The organism is Pseudomonas sp. BRG-100, assembly GCF_000737955.1.
GTDB lineage: Bacteria > Pseudomonadota > Gammaproteobacteria > Pseudomonadales > Pseudomonadaceae > Aquipseudomonas > Aquipseudomonas synxantha_A.
On sequence record NZ_JPRX01000001.1, the window covers coordinates 1,377,714 to 1,395,298 of the forward strand.

Consider the following 17,585-nt stretch of genomic DNA (forward strand, 5'->3'; position numbering starts at 1 on the left):
TTCCCAAGACGTCCAGGAGCGCTTTGCCCACGACCCGGCGGGCAACCTGCTGATGCAAGACCGCCCCGGCCCGGACATCGTTGCCGGCAACCGCCTGATGATCCAGGGCGACCGCCATTACGACTACGACGCCTTCGGCAACCTGATCCGCGAACGGCGCGGCAAAGGCCATCAACTTGTCACGGAATACCGCTACGACTGCCAGCATCGGTTGATTGGCGTCACCAAACCCAACGGGCAGACCGCAAGCTATCGGTATGACCCGTTTGGGCGGCGTGTCAGCAAAACCGTGGATGGCGAGACCACCGAGTTTTTTTGGCAAGGCGACAAGCTGATTGCCGAGCACCATGCGGAACGCCATCGCAGTTACCTCTACGAGCCCGAAAGCTTCCGCCCATTAACACTGCTGGAAGGTTTCGGCCCAAAAGAGACCAAGCCCTACCACTACCAAGTCGACCACCTCGGCACCCCGCAAGAACTGACCGACACCGAAGGCGAAATCGTCTGGTCCGCCCACTACCGCGCCTACGGCCAGATCGCCCGGCTCGACGCAGGCAAAATCGACAACCCGCTGCGCTTCCAAGGTCAGTATTTCGACCAGGAAAGCGGCCTGCACTACAACCGCCATCGCTACTACAATCCGGATATTGGTCGTTACCTGACGCCGGATCCGGTGAAGTTGGCGGGTGGGATCAATGGTTACCAGTATGTGCCCAATCCTACTGGGTGGATTGATCCATTAGGTTTAGCTTGTGCGCCTTCAGACTGTCCTAATCCAAGCACGGGAAACAGCTGGAAACTTAACCCAGATGTCGATCTGGACTGGAGAAAACAAGCCGGCGACAGCTACCAACAAATGCATAATGGTTTGGATGAGGCTTTTCGCAGAACGGGTATACCCAAGACCGAGTACAGCGTATCGAAATGGAGCAAAGACCAATATGGAAAATCATTTCCAACGGAATGGCGGGTACAAACGGGTCCCAATAGGGGAGCTGAAGTGAATATTGACGATCCAGTACTCGTGCCAAGTAAGGAAGGCCCGAAATCCCCTCATATTGGCTATCAAACGCCTGGAAAGAGAGGTGAGGGAGGAGCAAAAAGAGGCCATATCCTGCTTCAACTCGTTCCCGTCAGCCGGTCAAGAATAGGTGTCCCCTGATGAGCTATTTGGAAGACGAAATAGACGCAGCCTTTAATACCTTGAACATCGGCGCTGGAAAGCTTGACTCAAGCGAACTCAACTTATTGATAAACGCCCTGACGAGAAAATTCTTCAAATCGCAAAGCAATGTGCTTGATCCCATCGAGCTGAACGAAAAAAGCACGGAGCACAACCCTGACTTTTGGAAGGAAATACCGTATCGCATCAGCGAGAGGGATCTAATTCTGGTGGTATTTGACTCAGCATATACCGCCTGGAAAATTGATAACTCTCGAGTTCTAGCATCTGTTTTAGGCGAAACCACCGGCTATCCATTTTGGATAACCGATAGCGAAATAACGTTTTTGGTGCATATGGATGATCATAACTGCGTCATTTGGGCATGAGGATCACTCCGCCAAACTGTTCTCTATAACCCTAATAGCCAGCCTTGATTCGCTACCCCGCCCGTGCGCACCTAAACTCTGTCCAAGTTGTTCCAACGGACAGAGGACTCACGATCATGGGCAAACGTCACCCCAATCTCCCCGCCTGGCAATGGCGTCATTACCCTCAAAACCATCAGCACCCGACCAACCTGGCGTTGCACCTGATTGCCGTGCCGCTGTTTATCGTCGGTTTCCTGCTGATCGTTTCAGGGGTGTTCAGCCTGAGCCTGGCCAGCTTGGCTATCGGTGTGGTCGGCATCGTGGCGGGCCTGGCGTTGCAGCGTCACGGCCACAGCCTGGAAGCCCAGGCCAGTGAGCCGTTCAGCGACCGTAAAGATGCGGTGCAACGCCTTGTTGTCGAGCAGTTCGTGACCTTCCCGCGCTTTGTGTTGAGCGGTGGCTGGTGGCGTGCCTGGCGGCAACGTCACCACCACTGAAGGGGCTTAGGCGAACACCACCACGGTCTGGCGGCTGAGGGCGATCAACTCGCCGGTCGGGCTCCACAGCGCAGCGGCCGCATGGCCGTAGCCGTCGCGGGCATGTTCGATGTTGACGTGGTATTGGCACCAATCGAGGGTGGTCAGGTCTTGCAGCGGCTGGATGAACTCGATGGTCCAGGTCAGGGTGCTGCCTGGCGCAGGCTTTTTCAGGTGTGGCAGCAGGGCCGGCGGCCAGGCGTCGACCAGGGCGAGGATATGCGCCTCGGTCAGTGGCTCTTCTTTCACATCCCCGCGCAACCGTACCCAACCGCCCATGTCGCGGGATTTGTTACCGGTGAACGGCAGGCCGCCGACACTCCAGCGCATCGCCAGATGGCGCATGAATTCAGGGGTGACGCCCTTGATGTAGGGCAACTCCTGACATTCATCCCAATGTTTGAATACCGGCGGAGCTTCGCTCGCCACGTCAATTTCCGATGCTCGAGACGCGCCAAAGCTGGCCTGGACCAGGGTCGCCACTTCGCCGTTCTGCAACACGCGGCCGAGCAACTGGCTGACGGCCTTGCCTTCGCGCAACACTTCGACTTGATAACTGGCGGGCACATCCGGCGCGACCGGGCCGACAAAGGTGATGGCCAGGGAGCGCAAGGGGCGATCCGCCGGCACCTGCGCGCGCAGGGCCTCATATTGCAGGGCGGCGACCAGGCCGCCAAAGGTGGCACGGCCCTGAGCCCATTCGGCAGGAATGGTGACGTCCAACGGGTTGCTTCGGGCAGCGTCGAGCAAATCACTAAAGCGCATGGCGACCTCACATCAAGAAAATCGATGGGGAATCTTAACCATCGAGACGGACCGGCACACCGCCCATTCCGGCCAAAAGCCGGACCGCGTTAAAAACAATCGGCGCTGAGTTTGTCCAGCACACGGTCAGCCTGCCCTTGAGCCTTGAGCATGGTGCGCTGCCAGATGGCAACGCAGGGTTGCAGATCCGCCTGCTGCCCGGCCTGGGCCAGCCACTGCCAGCAGTCATGCCAGTCGCCCAGGGCGCTTTGGGCTTTCTTCAATCGCGACATGGCGTTGGGGGATAGCTTGTCCAGTTCGGGGTAAGCCTCGGCGGCGTAACGCACGCGCTTGATCAGCAACCGCAGGCGGTGGCGATCATGCTCGGGATCCTTCAGGGCTTCATCGAGGTTCTGCCATTGCTTGGCCAGGCGTTTCTCGATGCGCGGGCGCAGGCCTTTGAGCAGTTTCTGGTGCTGGGAGGCGCGAATAAAGCGTGGGAATGCATCCAGAATCAGTAACAGGTGCGCCAGTTCCGGGCTTTGCGCCACATGGCGATAGGCCTCGGGTTGCAGGCGCAGGCGCCGATCAGCCGCCTCGTGATAACCGTGCTGATGCAGATACGCCGCCAGGACCTCGCGGTCACGCAGCGGCGTGGTCAATTGGCCAACCGTACTGGCGGCCAATTCAAGCTGTTCCACACCGGGCAGCCCGCGCAAAGGCCGCAACAAGCTGCGCAAGCGCCGCACGGTGGTGCGCAAATCATGCAGGGCTTCATCGTCAGTGACGGCGGCGAGGCGAGCCTGGCAGCTCAGTAACCCTACTTCCAGGCCTATGACCTGGGCGACTAACTGATTGACCAGCGCTGACATCCTGCCCTCACTTTCCAATGAATAATCCTACTCGCCGCTACAGGTCAACGCCCGGCGCGAGACTCACGAATATAGAACCGCGCCTTCTGGGCTTTGTTGGAGCACCCTTCAAACGCTTCAAACTGCTGCTGGGTCTTGGCGCCAGTCAATAGCGACAGAGCCTTGGAGTAGCTCACGGTACCAGCAAAACCTTCAGCCTTGGCCAGATCGAGTTCTTTCCAGGCGGCATCCAATTGGGAACCGCAGCTGTCGCGGTAGGCCGTCTTGCCGGCACAGCCGGCCAAGGCCAGCACGATCACAGGCACACACATCCAGGCTTTCATTGATGACACCTCAAAATAAGCAAAATCATTCGTAGCCTGTAGACGTTGCCCACAGGGAAAAGTGCCTTGTCCCTAGCCTGAAATCGGTCGTACCTATTGCCAGAGCATACCCGAGCGCAAAGGTTATCCTCTAAAAATAACCGAAGATTGAAGCCGCCCCCCGGATGGGTGCATTGTGGGCACCTGTTTTGCGAAGGACTGGGACATGAAAAAACGTGTTGCCTTAGTGCTGGGCTCCGGGGGAGCCAGGGGCTACGCCCATATCGGGGTGATCGAAGAAATCGAACGACGCGGCTATGACATCGCCTGTATCGCCGGCTGTTCGATGGGCGCGGTGGTCGGCGGTATCTATGCCGCAGGCAAGCTGGACGAATATCGAAACTGGATCGAAAGCCTGGACTACCTCGACGTATTGCGCCTGGTAGATGTGAGCTTTCGCCTGGGTGCGATTCGTGGCGAAAAAGTTTTCGGGCAGATTCGCAAAATCGTCGGCGAGATCAATATCGAAGAGCTGCGCATCCCCTACACCGCCGTGGCCACCGACCTTACCAACCAACAGGAAATCTGGTTTCAGGAAGGCTGCCTGCACCAGGCCATGCGCGCATCGGCGGCGATCCCAAGCCTGTTCACCCCGGTGATGCAAGGCAATCGGATGCTGGTGGACGGCGGGCTGCTCAACCCGCTACCCATTGTGCCGGTGGTGTCGAGCCACTGTGACTTGATCATCGCGGTCAACCTCAACGCCACCAACCAGAAGCACTATCGGCTGCCGGTGATCCAGCGCCCGCCGGCGTTCAAGAGCCGCTTCAACAGCCTGGCCAAATCACTCGGATCGCACCTGCCATTTCGCCGTAAACAGGCCGAGCAGTTGATGAAGCTCGAACAGGAAGCCTTGCAGGCCCAGGCAGCAGAGATCAACCCGTGGCTGGAGTCGGCTGAACCCGAATCCCAGCAACCCGCTGCCGCGCCGGAAAAAGCCGGCGCACCGAAGTCGGCGACCGGCTCGTTCATCATCGATAACGTCGGGCCTGCGTCGCTGCTGGACCTGATCAACCAGAGTTTCGAGGTGATGCAGACGTCATTGGCGCAGTACAAGATCGCAGGCTACCCGCCAGATGTGCTGATCAACGTGCCGAAGCGAGTGTGCCGGTTCTTCGAGTTCTACAAGGCGCCGGAGCTGATCGCCTTGGGGCGGGAGATCGCCAGTGATACGTTGGATCGGTATGAGAGTGAGCAGAGTTGAGCGCGTGGGTGTTGCTGATGGCCTCATCGCGGGCAAGCCCCACATTTTAATCTGTGAATACACTCAAAATGTGGGAGGGGGCTTGCTCCCTCCCACAAAAACTCAAGCATTCAGCAACCGATACCCCACCCCCGCCTCGGTCACGATAAACCGTGGCTGCGTCGGGTCATCCGCCAGTTTCTGGCGCAGGTGCCCCACCACGATACGCAGGTAATGGCTGTCTTCGGTGTGAGTCGGGCCCCAGATGTCCTTGAGCAATTGCTGCTGGGTAATCACCCGCCCCGGATGCCGGGCCAGTTGCGCCAGCACTGCATACTCCTTGCGGGTCAGCGCCACTTCGGCACCGTCCAGCAGCACGCGGCGATAAGCCAGGTCCACCGTCAGCGGGCCGAAATTCAAGGCGGCTTCCTGGGCCTCTCCCGCCGGTGCCTGACGCAACAACGCACGCACCCGAGCGAGGAATTCCTGGATGCCGAAGGGCTTGGTCACGTAGTCATTGGCGCCACCGTCAAGAGCCTCGACTTTCTGGCCTTCACTGGCCCGCACCGACAGCACCAGCACCGGTACCGTCGACCACTCGCGAAACTCGCGCAGCACCTGCTGGCCGTCCATGTCGGGCAGCCCCAGGTCGAGCACCAGCAGGTCCGGTTTGTTCAGGGCCGCTTGCGCCAGGCCTTCGTTGCCGGTGCCGGCCTCGATCACCTTATAGCCCTGGGAGGCCAGGCTGATGCGCAGGAGTTTGCGGATCTGCGGTTCGTCATCTATGACGAGAATCGTCGCGGTCTGGCTCATGGTGTCCGTCAAAATTCGTTAAAGAATCACCCCATTCAGGAGCCATTCAAAGGTCAGTGTCCAAGCCAGGTTGAGATTGTAGCGGCAGAAACAACGTGATGCAGGTACCCCGCCCATCAATGCCATCGGCCACGCTGATATGCCCACCATGCGCACCGACCATGCCCTGACAGATCGCCAGGCCAAGGCCGGTGCCCTGCCCGCCCCGATCACCGCGGGCAGCGGTATAGAACATGTCGAAAATCTTCGCACGCTCCTCCTCGGGAATCCCCGGCCCTTCATCCGCCACGGCAAAAAACAACTGCTCATCCTGCACGCCAGCGCGCAACTGCAAGCGACCCTGGGGCGGCGAAAACCGGGCGGCGTTTTCCAGCACATTGACCAATGCCTGTTCGATCAACGCCGCATGCACATACAACAAGGGCAGTTCCGACGGCACCTCGGTGCTCACTTGCAATGGCGCCAGCACCGCGCGCAAACGCCCGAGGGCACTGCCGACGATATCACCGGGCGACACCCAGTCGCGCGCCAGTTTCAGCGCGCCGTGGCCCAGCCGCGTCATGTCCAGCAGGTTCTGGATATAGCGGTCCAGGCGCTCGGCCTCATCACGGGTGCCTTCAAGCAATTCGCGACGATCCTCTATGGGAATGGCTTCGCCGAGGGCCAGCAGGCTATCGATACTGCCGCGCATGGAGGTCAACGGCGTGCGCAAATCGTGGGACACCGACGCCAGCAAGGCGCTGCGCAGTTGTTCGGTTTCACCGTGCAGACGCGCCGACTCCAACTCTTGCCCCAACTGCGCCCGCGCCAGCGCCTGGGCCAGTGGCTGGCTCAAGGCAGTGAGCAAACGTCGGCGTTGCCCGCTCAACTCCAGGCCCGGTTTGGCGCTGACACCGAGCAAGCCCAGCGGCCCCTCTTCACCCGACAACGGCCACCACCACCAACGTCCGAACGGCAAGGTGCCGGTGCCCATACCGGCAGGCTGATCATGCTGCCAGGCCCAATCGGCGGCAGCGCGTTCGGCTTCGGTGAGGGTCAGCGGGCCACCGGTCTCGACCGTCCAGCCGCCCTGACCGTCGCGATTGACCAGACACAAGTCAAGATCGCGCCAGCCTTGCAGATGGTGGGCGGCGGCGCTGATCACGGCTTGGCGATCGGTGGCCGCCGTGAGCTTGCGCGACAGGTCGAGCAGCTCGCTGGTTTCTTCCTGGGTATCGCGCAACGCCTGCAGCTGGCGGCGCTGGCGCGCGGCGAGGTTGCCGGTCAGGGCTGCCATCAGCAGGAAGAACAGCAGGGTCAGCACATCCTCTTCGCGCTGAATGGCGAAAGAAAAGTTCGGCGGGATAAACAGAAAATCGTAGGTCATGAACGACAGCGCCGCGCACACCAGCGACGGCCCCAGGCTGCTGCGCACCGCCACCAGCAATACGGCAGCGAGAAACACCAGCGAGATATTCGGCAGCGGCAACACACTGGACACGGCCCAAGCCACGGCCGCAGCAACCACCGTGGCAACCACCGCCAAAGCGTAATCGAACCACACCAACCCGCGCACATCCGGCAAGCGTGGCGGCGCCGGTATGTCATCGCTGTCGAGGACATTGATTTCCAGGCCACGGGCATTGCGCAACAGCCGCGCCGCCAAGCCACCACCGAACAAGCGCCGGCGCCAGCGCATCCGCGACTGCCCCACCAGCAACAAGCTGGCACGGCGTTCGGCGGCGTGCTGGATCAGGGTCTTGGCGACCTCCCCGGCCCGCAGTAACACCACTTCGCCGCCCAACCGCTCCGCCAGTTGCTGGGCGTTCTGCAGACGCAGGCGCGATTGCTCATCCCGCGCTCGGCCGTTGTCGACGTGCACCAGGCTCCAAGGCAAATGCCGACGCTGGGCCACGCGACTGGCATGACGCACCAGGCGTTCGGCTTGCGCGTCGCCATCCACGCCCACCAGCAAACGCCCACGTACCGCCGGCGCGGCCTGTCCGAGTTGGCGATAGCCCTGGGCCAGATCATCGTCGACGTGGGCGGCGGCGGTTTGCATCGCCAGTTCGCGCAGGGCCATGAGGTTGGTCTGGGTGAAAAACGCATCGATAGCCGCACGCGCCTGCTCGGGCACATACACCTTGCCGTCACGCAGGCGTTCGAGCAGTTCGCGGGATGGCAGGTCGATCAGCAACAGTTCGTCGGCCTCTTGCAGCACCCAGTCCGGCAGGGTTTCGCGCACTTGCACGCCGGTGATGCCACGCACCTGATCATTGAGGCTTTCCAGGTGCTGGACGTTGACCGTGGTGAACACATTGATACCGGCCGCGAGCAATTCCTGAATATCTTGCCAGCGCTTTTCATGACGGCTGCCGGGGGCGTTGCTGTGGGCCAGTTCGTCTACCAGCACCAGCTTGGGCTTGGCGGCGAGCAGGCCGTCGAGGTCCATTTCTTCGAGCATCACGCCGCGGTATTCGCTGCGCAACAGCGGTTGTTGCGGCAGGCCGCTGAGCAAGGCTTCGGTCTCGGCGCGGCCGTGGGTTTCGACCACCCCGGCAATCAGCCGTACGCCCTGGCGCAGTTGGGTGTGGGCCGCCTGGAGCATGGCGTAGGTCTTGCCCACGCCAGGCGCGGCACCGAGGAAGACCTTGAGCCGGCCACGGCCAGCCCGGGGCAGATCGGCTAACAGGGCATCGGCGCGGCCGGAGTCGCTCATACGGGTTCCTTCAGACAGGTATTTTCAGGTCAATGAAGATCAACTGTGGGAGGGAGCAAGCCCCCTCCCACAGGGGTTCAGAGTTTTTCCAGGGCCATGTTGAGGGCCAGGACGTTTACCACCGGCGGCCCTACCAACGGGCTTTCGATGTGCTCATCCAGCAACCGCTGCAAGGTCGCCACCGGCACATTGCGCGCAGCTGCCACTCGCGCCAGTTGATAGGCAATCGCGTGCGGTGGCAAGTGGGGATCAAGGCCGCTGCCGGAGGTCGTCAGCGAGGCCAGTGGCACCGGGCCCTGGCCAGGCACTGATTGTTTGCCGGCATCCTCGACTATGCGAGTCGCCAAGGCCGGATTGCTGGGGCCCAGGTTACTGGCACTGCTGGACACCGTCGCAAAGGCTCCTGCTGACGGGCGTGGATGAAACCAGCGGTCGCCGGTAAAGTCCTGGGCGATCAGGCTGGAGCCGCGCACCTTGCCGCTGGCGTCGTGCACCAGGCTGCCATTGGCCTGATCGGGGAAGGCCACTTGCGCCACGCCCGTGACCACCAGCGGGTAGGCGACGCCGGTGATCAGGGTCATGAGTACCAGCAGACTCAGGGCGGGGCGGATGATGTTTGTCATAGTCAAATCCTCAATAAATCAGACAGGTCAAACCAGGTGCAGCGCCGTCAGCAGCATGTCGATGGCTTTGATACCCACGAACGGCACCAAGAGCCCGCCCAGGCCGTAAATCAGCAGGTTGCGCCGCAGCAAGGCCGCCGCACTCGCCGCTTGCACCCGTACACCGCGCAGCGCCAGGGGAATCAGCACCACGATAATCAAGGCGTTAAACACAATGGCCGAGAGGATCGCGCTCTGCGGGCTCTGCAAGTGCATGATGTTGAGCACGCCCAGTTGCGGGTAGATCGAGGCGAACAGCGCCGGCAGGATTGCGAAGTACTTGGCCACGTCGTTGGCGATGGAAAAGGTCGTCAACGCGCCACGGGTTACCAGCAATTCCTTGCCGATCTGCACCACGTCCAGCAGCTTGGTCGGGTCGCTGTCGAGGTCGACCATGTTGGCCGCTTCGCGTGCGGCCTGGGTGCCGTCGTTCATGGCCATGCCGACGTCAGCCTGGGCCAGCGCAGGGGCATCGTTGGCGCCGTCGCCGCACATGGCAACAAGGCGACCATCGTTTTGTTCATGGCGAATACGCGCGAGTTTCTTCTCTGGCGTGGCTTCGGCCAGCACGTCATCCACCCCGGCTTCAGCGGCAATCGCGGCGGCGGTCAGGGGGTTGTCGCCAGTGACCATCACGGTGCGAATCCCCAACTTGCGCAACTCGGCAAACCGCTCGCGGATGCCGGGCTTGACCACGTCCTTGAGATGGATCGCACCGAGCAATTTGCCATCGGCGCAGACCAGCAATGGGGTGCCGCCGCTTTGGGCGATCTTGTCGATTTCCCGCGACAGCGCAGGTAAAAGCTCGCTGCGTTGCTGGCCGATAAACGCCAGCAGCGAATCCACGGCGCCTTTGCGGAACACGCGGCCCTGATAGTCGACACCCGACAATCGGGTCTCGGCGCTGAAGGGTACGGCGGTCAATTCATCCAGGCTTGGCTCGGCCTGCGGGTGCAAGGCACGCAGGTATTCAACGATGGATTTGCCTTCCGCCGTGTCATCGGCCAGGGATGCCAGCAGCGCGCCTTCAGCCAATTCCCGACCACTGACGCCAGGCGCCGCGACCACGGCCGAGCAACGACGGTTACCAAAAGTAATGGTGCCGGTCTTGTCCAGCAGCAACACATGCACGTCCCCCGCCGCTTCCACGGCGCGACCGGACTTGGCGATCACATTGAGACGCACCAGGCGATCCATGCCGGCAATCCCGATGGCGGACAACAAGCCGCCAATGGTGGTGGGAATCAGCGTCACCAGCAGTGCGACCAGGAACACCAGAGGCAGGCTGCCATTGGCAAAATGCGCGAACGGCTGCAAGGTCACCACTACCAGCAGGAAGATCAGGGTCAGGCCGATCAGCAGGATATCCAGCGCGACTTCGTTGGGGGTTTTCTGGCGTTTGGCGCCTTCCACCAACGCAATCATGCGATCCAGTGTGGACTCACCCGGGTTGGCGGTGATGCGAATCAGCAGCCAGTCCGACACCAGCCGTGTGTTGCCGGTAACGGCCGAGCGGTCGCCGCCGGACTCGCGGATGACCGGGGCGGATTCGCCGGTGATCGCCGCTTCGTTGACCGCCGCAATACCTTCGACGACCTCGCCGTCACCGGGGATCATTTCCCCCGCGGCAACACGTACCACATCGCCCTTGCGCAGGCTGGTGGCCGGTACCACCTTGAAGCTGCCATCGGCCTCCTGGCGCCGGGCGCTCAAACCTTCGCTGCCGGCCTTGAGGCTGTCTGCGCGGGCCTTGCCGCGGCCTTCGGCCAGGGCTTCGGCGAAGTTGGCGAACAGCACGGTGAACCACAGCCACACGGCGATTTGCACCGCAACAAAGGTGGGCACGGTGGTATCGGGCACAAAGCACAATACGGTGGTGAGGATGGCGGTCAGTTCGACCACCAGCATCACCGGCGAGCGTTGCAGTTGGCGTGGGTCAAGCTTGACGAAAGCCTGGACCAGCGCCGGGCGCCAGAGCGCCGAGATGGCGGTTTTGGCAGGCTCCTGGGTTTTGACCAGGGCCGCGTTTTTTGCAGGCATATTCATTTTCATGTCCCTTTAGAAGCCCATGCTCAGATGTTCAGCGATAGGCCCAAGCGCCAGCGTCGGCAGGAAAGTCAGGCCGCCCACCAGCAAAATGGTCACGGTCAACAAGGTCACGAACAGCGGGCCATGGGTGGGGAAGCTGTTCTGGCCAATCGGTGCGGCCTTCTTCATCGCCAGGCTGCCGGCCAGAGCCAGCACCGGGAGGATGTAGCCAAAGCGGCCGATCAACATGCCCAGGCCGAGCATCAGGTTATGGAACGCGGTGTTGGCACCGAGGCCGGCAAACGCCGAACCGTTGTTGGCACTGGCCGAGGTGTAGGCGTAAAGCAACTGACTGAAGCCGTGGGGGCCAGGGTTACTGATCGCGCCCGCCGGGCCCGGCAGGCTGGCGGCGATGGCACTCAACACCAGCACGCCGACCGGCATGACCAGCAGGGTCACCACCAGCAATTGCACTTCCTTGGCCTGGAGTTTCTTGCCCAGATATTCCGGCGTGCGGCCGATCATCAGGCCGGCGAGGAACACCGCGATCAGTACGTTAAGCAGCATGCCGTACATGCCAGCACCGACGCCGCCAAAGATCACTTCGCCAACCATCATGTTGACCAATGCCACCATCCCACTCAGCGGGCTGAGGCTGTCCTGCATACCGTTGACCGAGCCGTTGGATGCCGCGGTAGTGGTCACCGACCACAGCACGGTGCCGGTGGTACCGAAGCGTGTTTCCTTGCCCTCCAGCGGTGCGGTTTGCTCCACGGCCGGGTTGTTCAAGGTCGGATTGGGCTGGTATTCGGACCACAGCGACGTCGCGCCGCCGATCAGGAACAGCGCCAGCATACACGCGAGGATCGCCCGGCTCTGACGCAGGTCTTTGACGTAGTGGCCGAAGGTAAATACCAACGCCACCGGGATCAGAATGATCGAGGCCACTTCGAACAGGTTGGCCCAGGCTGTCGGGTCTTCGAACGGATGCGCCGAGTTCACCCCGAAGAAGCCGCCGCCATTGGTGCCCAGTTGCTTGATCGCAATCTGGCTGGCCGCCGGGCCCAAGGGAATCACTTGGTCCACGCCCTGCAGCGTGACGGCGTCAACATAGTGGGCGAAGGTTTGTGGCACGCCCTGCCACACCAGGAACAGTGCGAGCACCAGGCACAACGGCAGCAGGCCGTAGAGGGTGGCGCGCGTCATGTCGACCCAGAAGTTGCCCAAGGTCTGGGCAGATTTGCGTCCGATCCCACGGCACAAGGCAACCAGGACGGCGAGACCGGTCGCCGCACTGACGAAGTTCTGCACAGTGAGGCCGGCCATCTGGCTGAGATAACTTAGGGACGCCTCACCGCTGTAGTTCTGCCAGTTGGTATTGGTCATGAAACTGACGGCGGTGTTGAACGCCAGGGTCCATTCCTGGCCCGGCAACTTCTGCGGGTTCAGTGGGAGGGAGCCCTGGAATAACAGGATCGAGAACAACAACAAGAAGCCCGCAAGGTTGAACGCGAGCAAGGCCAGCATGTATTTCTGCCAGCTCTGTTCCTGCTGCGCGTCCACGCCCGAAAGGCGATAACAGACCTTTTCGACAGGCCCCAACACCGGCGTCAACCACGTGCGCTGGCCTTCCATCACCTTGTAGTAGAACCGCCCCAAAAACGGCGCCGGCACCAGTACCACGGCAAAGAAGGCGATGATCAGCCAATAGTCATAACTGTGCATAGCCGCTCCTAGTTCCGATCCGCGCGTAACAGCGCAACCAGCAGATAAATGAACAGCGCCACGGCCAATAGCAGTGACACTCCGTCCAGAACGCTCATGGAAATTTCCCCGTCTTGCGGCGATTGCCGCGTGTGGGGGCATTGTCCCTAGGAGGGGTGTAAAGGAACGAGAGCAAGGCGTTGGGTGAGGCGTAAAGATGGCGTAAAGAGTGGGTTTATCCGGGGTTTACAGGGGGCCTTATGGGGTAACCATCCAAAGGTGCCAGGTTAATGATCGCGAGCAAATCGACCCTTGCACTGCCACCTTTTGACCCACTGAGTGATTACAGAGGCGTGAACAAGTCGGAAACTCCTCCCGGCACCGCGGCCACGTTGGGATTTACCTGCGACTCTTTAAGCACTGACACTTGATACTCAGGTAAGCCCGATTCACCGTCGAAGTGCGACAGCATTGCCTTGCTCTGGCCTTTTCTCAAGGTCATTTCCAGGGCCGCTTTCATTTGCGTCTCGTCGGTGAATATCGCAAGACCATAGTTAGGGTCAAAATAGAACCATGTCTTGTTCCCATTGAGATCAACCACAACACGGGCCATCAAGCCATGGTCTGGGGTGCTGATTAACAAAGTTTTCGTTTCGCGGCTACTGGCCAAATCGGAAATGATACCGGTGGAGGGAACCTGTTTAAGTTCACCGGGTTGAAGGTATTTAGTTTCGATTTTTTCCTGAAGCCGGCTCAGCTTACTACGGAAGGTAGCGACTTGAGTGGCGCGCAGTTGTTCGGCATCGGCTTTCGCCGGGTCCAGTTTTCGCAACTCTGCAATGTCCTCGCCCGGAGGCACGGGGCGCATCGCCTGACTTAGATTTTCAAGAAAAATTTCGTGTTTGCCCTGCTTGAGGGCTTCCGCCATCAGCGTAGACAGCGCCGCGCACTCCCCCTCCGACAACAAGTCAACTCGACTGAGGTACAACCCTTGAGGAATACCCTTGATCACTATAGGCGGGCGGGCGTCTGTTAATCCAATGTCTTCGCTGAAACGTTTGAAGTTTCTCTTGCTCGCCTGTTCTCTTATCTTTTCCATATGCCTGACCAAGTAACCAATTTGTTCAGGTGTGCGTTCGGGTGCGATAGCCAGCTCTGCCACCTGATCGAGAGTCAGTTTTTCCGTCAACTTGTCTAGCCCTGCCGGCTGCCCTGCGCGATACCCTCTCGCATAGCCGTCTTTGTCAGTGAGGGCCGCTTTAAGATGGGCCATCTTGAACCTGTCGGGCAATTCTTGGAGATCTGCAATTCGTTTTGCCAGACTACCGAGTTGGCCCGGCGTACGGCGCTGGGCTACCGCAAGGCGTTTTAACTGATCGATGGTCATCGCTGGAGAGTAGCCATAGACGGCTTCTGGGTTTAACTCTCTCCACCCCTTTGAGTACGTGGCGAGGTCTTTACTCTTTGCATCGGCTATAACGTTATTGTAGTCAGTGCGAAAGTTTTTGTTGGGCGGCACAGGAGGTGCCAATGTGTTTGTTATTCTTTCCCACGACAGGTAATCAGAGAATCCTTTGATTTCCCCTTTGATTGCACCTTGTTCGGGCTTGAAACCCTTCGCGGTACCATATGGGCGACCGCTGATGGGGTCATAGAGACCCCACTTACCATTCTGGAAGACCGCAGATCCATGTAGGGTCTGCTCGCCAACCTTGAATGTACCGTTGGCTACCGCGTCATAACGCTTACTGAGGTTGATGAGTTCCGGCCGGCCTAATGTGCTCTTGACGAACCGGAAGTTGTTAATGACGTGGCCAGCGCCCTGGGTGACCACTTTCGCCCCCCCCACAATCAAGTCACCAACACCGGCTAGCGGATTGAGCTCGGATAGAAGGCTTGTGCCCATTATTTTGGTGACCTTGAGCACCTTTTTCAGTGCGCTCCCCCCTTTAGCCAGCACTTTCGCTGCTTTGGCAGCAGCACCGACACCAGCGGTGATAAAACCAAAAATATCAAATGCAACATCGGTGATTCCTTCACTGTAGTTACCGTCTATAAAGTTGACAATTGCCGATCGAAAGGGAATAAAGTCGAGAAGAAAATTCCCTATCACTTTCTCCTGTTCCGCCCCCTGTTCGGACCGCGTCGCCCCCATAGCGGCTTTCCGAATGGCAGGGTTATCGAAGTCCAGTGCCTTAACAATCGAGTCAGCAATATGGTTGGCTCGTTCGTCGGTGAACAGGTACGGTGCAGACGGTGCGGAGGCTCTTGGCTGATCAAGAATGTGTCGTTTGATATCATCAGCATGTCTCACGCCAAACGGTAATATAGCCGCTAGCGTATTACTGCCATCGACCCATTTACTTAAATCTTGATCGGGGAAAAACTCCTCGGTTTTAGTAACCTCGTTCTGAATGTACTCAGGATCACGCGGCACCTCAATATTGCCAAGGTTTTTGATCAGACCTTTTTCCGTATCGAACTCATAGTTACTGGTGGTGCCGTTGCGTTTAGCGGTTACTATTACCTTGGAACTGGTATGAAACAACGTATTACCCAACGTTCCGATTTTATAGCTTTTCTCTTGATAATATTGGATTTCGCCAAAGCTGAGATTTTTTTTATCTTCCGGTGGCAAGTTGGTAAGGGCGTTCATAATAGACAGCTTTTTGACTGCCTTATGGTTGGCTGTTACCGTTGAAAATGCCTCATCAAAATCTTTTTGAATACTAAATTCCGGACTCTTAGTAAAAGCGGTAAACCTCGCAAGATCAATGCCATCGCCCTCTTTAATAATTTTCCAGCGTTCATCCATTGCATTCCCTTCCATGACGATATCCAGCATGGAATAAGAAATGCCAGGAGCGTAGGACGCGTAGGGCGAAGTTTTGGCGAATTTAGGCTCCTCGAACGCTACGTTTTCCCCAAACGTCTTCTTGAGTAACGCCAGGGCGATCTCTCGACGGCTTGGCAGGGGCGTATCCAGTAAAGCCGAAGCTTTTTCGAGTTCTGTTTGCTGATGGTTGAAAGCCGCTTGCGCTTTGTTGATGTCGTCCTGGGTGTAAAGCGCATCCTGTTTTCCGTTGAGAATGTTATTGGCCACAGCCCAATTGAGCAGTATCGCCGTTTGCGCAGGCTTGGGAGCCGCGTCTCGGGTGTCGGCGGCGATCATCACTTCAGCGTAGGTCATATGGGCGACGCTGCCGGGTGACTGGGCTTCGATGGCGGCGACCGCAATGCACAGAGTCGCCCACGCCACACTGCCGTAGACCACACTGTCGGGGACATCTTTGACCAGTAATTGCGGCGCTGCCCGCATCAGCAACAGGTACGCCCCCGCCTTGGCCATCGCCGATGATGCACGGCCGGTTTCAATCAGGTGCCGGCTCAGGCCTTCGATGATGGCTGAGAGGGGCTGGCCCCAATATTTTTTATCGGTCAGGTCGAAACCGGCTACCCAATTTCGATGCGCCCTGGTGAGAGACTCCGGGTCCAGCGCCAGATTCATGAGTGCCAGCGTATAGTCATTGACGCTGATGTCCGTGGAGACGCCACCCAAATTGGTTTGCATCTCTAGTCCCAGCGCATGCCCTTGCGGGGAGCCCACGAGGGCCTCCAGCATCGTCACTGGATCCTGCAATACGTCCTGAGAGTGCGGTTGACGCGTGTTCAAGTAGTCCAGCAGCCCCATCTGCGTGCTGACCTTATAGTCACTGGCGACGGCCCGCACCGTCTGCTGCTCGCGGGCAGTCATAGGAATCGGCCAGGACAGGCCGCCCCCGAAATTGCCTAACGGGTGCTGCTGGGCCCTTGCAATTGCCGTTTGTGCCAGGGAAAGCAGCTCGTCCAGGGTCTTGGGCAGGGGCAAGTCATTTTCGTTGATGAATGCCTCCAGACTGATCGACTTACCGGGTTCGCGGACAGATGACTGGTAATGAGCAGAGTCCGGGGCAATTCTCATCGGCGTACTTTTCAAGAGGGCCGATATGTCCTGCGCCGTGGCGTTTTCCGGTAGCGCCTGGCCGGCCTGGTTAAGCTGTTGTGCCAAATACTGCCAGTTGCTGCGATTCGCTGTCCGTTGCTGCATAACCTGGAGATTGTCCTGCTCGCTCAAACGCTCCAGCAGCCACTCATTGCGTGCCCGCAGAACGTTATCGGCGCTGAAATGTGGCGCCAGAGCAGACGCCTGATCCAAGTCCCTGAGCGTTTGCGATCGTTGCCAAGGGTCCGTGCTCGCTACACCGCTATCGTCGTCGAATAGCGCTTGCAGCTCGGTGTTTACCTGCTGCTGCTGGCGTTCGAGCAGCTGCGGTACGCCTGCGGCAATGACGTCAGTGGTGAGTGGAATAAGGGTTTGGCTTAGCTCGTTTTCCCAACCAGGCTTGAGGCTTTGCTCGACCGAAATCGGCAAACGCTGCTTGGCCTGTTGCGCGGCATAAGCGTTGTTGCT

The 17,585-nt window shown here is 59.3% G+C and carries 14 protein-coding genes; 4 read left to right on the forward strand and 10 right to left on the reverse strand.

Annotation, left to right across the window (positions count from 1 at the left end):
* From JH25_RS27850 to JH25_RS21255, 3 genes are all read left to right on the forward strand, one after another.
* The coding region (locus JH25_RS27850; protein ID WP_177327393.1) for an RHS repeat-associated core domain-containing protein at positions 1-1,162 on the forward strand (1,162 nt) is incomplete at its 5' end.
* The gene (locus JH25_RS21260) at positions 1,162-1,551 is read left to right on the forward strand and encodes a hypothetical protein (RefSeq protein ID WP_032877153.1); all 390 of its coding nucleotides are present in this window, start codon (positions 1,162-1,164) and stop codon (positions 1,549-1,551) included. The genes JH25_RS27850 and JH25_RS21260, both read left to right, overlap by 1 nt.
* Before the next feature lie 116 nt (positions 1,552-1,667).
* Complete coding sequence (locus tag JH25_RS21255; protein WP_005786360.1) at positions 1,668-2,030, forward strand: Mpo1-like protein; 363 nt, start codon at positions 1,668-1,670, stop codon at positions 2,028-2,030.
* Between the two features lie 6 nt (positions 2,031-2,036).
* Here the strand turns inward: JH25_RS21255 and JH25_RS21250 are convergent, their stop codons facing one another.
* The 3 genes from JH25_RS21250 to JH25_RS21240 form a co-directional block, all read right to left on the reverse strand.
* Complete coding sequence (locus JH25_RS21250; RefSeq protein WP_032877154.1) at positions 2,037-2,834, reverse strand: acyl-CoA thioesterase; 798 nt, start codon at positions 2,832-2,834, stop codon at positions 2,037-2,039.
* An 89-nt stretch (positions 2,835-2,923) separates the two neighbouring features.
* Positions 2,924-3,685 carry a CHAD domain-containing protein gene (locus tag JH25_RS21245; protein ID WP_032877155.1) on the reverse strand — a complete coding sequence of 254 codons (762 nt, stop codon included), beginning with the start codon at positions 3,683-3,685 and terminating at the stop codon, positions 2,924-2,926.
* A gap of 44 nt (positions 3,686-3,729) precedes the next feature.
* Positions 3,730-4,008, reverse strand: a complete 279-nt coding sequence (locus JH25_RS21240) for a hypothetical protein (protein ID WP_005786355.1) — start codon at positions 4,006-4,008, stop codon at positions 3,730-3,732.
* A gap of 205 nt (positions 4,009-4,213) precedes the next feature.
* Here JH25_RS21240 and JH25_RS21235 point away from each other — a divergent pair, with 205 nt between their 5' ends.
* Entirely contained in the window at positions 4,214-5,251 is a 1,038-nt protein-coding gene (locus JH25_RS21235; RefSeq protein WP_005786353.1) for a patatin-like phospholipase family protein, read from the forward strand.
* Between the two features lie 102 nt (positions 5,252-5,353).
* Here the strand turns inward: JH25_RS21235 and JH25_RS21230 are convergent, their stop codons facing one another.
* The 7 genes from JH25_RS21230 to JH25_RS0126925 all read right to left on the reverse strand — a co-directional run bounded on the left by JH25_RS21230 (position 5,354) and on the right by JH25_RS0126925 (position 17,546).
* Complete coding sequence (locus JH25_RS21230; RefSeq protein ID WP_032877156.1) at positions 5,354-6,043, reverse strand: response regulator; 690 nt, start codon at positions 6,041-6,043, stop codon at positions 5,354-5,356.
* 46 nt (positions 6,044-6,089) lie between these two features.
* On the reverse strand, positions 6,090-8,741 hold the full coding sequence (locus tag JH25_RS21225) for a sensor histidine kinase (protein WP_032877157.1): 2,652 nt from the start codon (positions 8,739-8,741) through the stop codon (positions 6,090-6,092).
* Between the two features lie 77 nt (positions 8,742-8,818).
* A complete protein-coding gene (gene kdpC, locus JH25_RS21220; protein ID WP_032877158.1) occupies positions 8,819-9,364 on the reverse strand; it encodes a potassium-transporting ATPase subunit KdpC in 546 nt (181 codons plus the stop codon).
* A 27-nt stretch (positions 9,365-9,391) separates the two neighbouring features.
* The gene (gene kdpB / locus JH25_RS21215) at positions 9,392-11,449 is read right to left on the reverse strand and encodes a potassium-transporting ATPase subunit KdpB (RefSeq protein ID WP_177327394.1); all 2,058 of its coding nucleotides are present in this window, start codon (positions 11,447-11,449) and stop codon (positions 9,392-9,394) included.
* A gap of 12 nt (positions 11,450-11,461) precedes the next feature.
* Positions 11,462-13,156 carry a potassium-transporting ATPase subunit KdpA gene (kdpA, locus tag JH25_RS21210; protein WP_032877160.1) on the reverse strand — a complete coding sequence of 565 codons (1,695 nt, stop codon included), beginning with the start codon at positions 13,154-13,156 and terminating at the stop codon, positions 11,462-11,464.
* An 8-nt stretch (positions 13,157-13,164) separates the two neighbouring features.
* Complete coding sequence (gene kdpF, locus JH25_RS27855) at positions 13,165-13,254, reverse strand: K(+)-transporting ATPase subunit F (RefSeq protein ID WP_003218754.1); 90 nt, start codon at positions 13,252-13,254, stop codon at positions 13,165-13,167.
* 224 nt (positions 13,255-13,478) lie between these two features.
* Positions 13,479-17,546 carry a hypothetical protein gene (locus JH25_RS0126925; RefSeq protein ID WP_050549328.1) on the reverse strand — a complete coding sequence of 1,356 codons (4,068 nt, stop codon included), beginning with the start codon at positions 17,544-17,546 and terminating at the stop codon, positions 13,479-13,481.
* Positions 17,547-17,585 lie beyond the last annotated feature (39 nt).

Coding starts and splice junctions, on each gene's coding strand:
- JH25_RS21260 (WP_032877153.1), top strand. CDS start 1,162: ATGAGCTATTTGGAAGACGAAATAGACGCAGCCTTTAATACCTTGAAC.
- JH25_RS21255 (WP_005786360.1), top strand. CDS start 1,668: ATGGGCAAACGTCACCCCAATCTCCCCGCCTGGCAATGGCGTCATTAC.
- JH25_RS21250 (WP_032877154.1), bottom strand. CDS start 2,834: ATGCGCTTTAGTGATTTGCTCGACGCTGCCCGAAGCAACCCGTTGGAC.
- JH25_RS21245 (WP_032877155.1), bottom strand. CDS start 3,685: ATGTCAGCGCTGGTCAATCAGTTAGTCGCCCAGGTCATAGGCCTGGAA.
- JH25_RS21240 (WP_005786355.1), bottom strand. CDS start 4,008: ATGAAAGCCTGGATGTGTGTGCCTGTGATCGTGCTGGCCTTGGCCGGC.
- JH25_RS21235 (WP_005786353.1), top strand. CDS start 4,214: ATGAAAAAACGTGTTGCCTTAGTGCTGGGCTCCGGGGGAGCCAGGGGC.
- JH25_RS21230 (WP_032877156.1), bottom strand. CDS start 6,043: ATGAGCCAGACCGCGACGATTCTCGTCATAGATGACGAACCGCAGATC.
- JH25_RS21225 (WP_032877157.1), bottom strand. CDS start 8,741: ATGAGCGACTCCGGCCGCGCCGATGCCCTGTTAGCCGATCTGCCCCGG.
- kdpC (WP_032877158.1), bottom strand. CDS start 9,364: ATGACAAACATCATCCGCCCCGCCCTGAGTCTGCTGGTACTCATGACC.
- kdpB (WP_177327394.1), bottom strand. CDS start 11,449: ATGAATATGCCTGCAAAAAACGCGGCCCTGGTCAAAACCCAGGAGCCT.
- kdpA (WP_032877160.1), bottom strand. CDS start 13,156: ATGCACAGTTATGACTATTGGCTGATCATCGCCTTCTTTGCCGTGGTA.
- kdpF (WP_003218754.1), bottom strand. CDS start 13,254: ATGAGCGTTCTGGACGGAGTGTCACTGCTATTGGCCGTGGCGCTGTTC.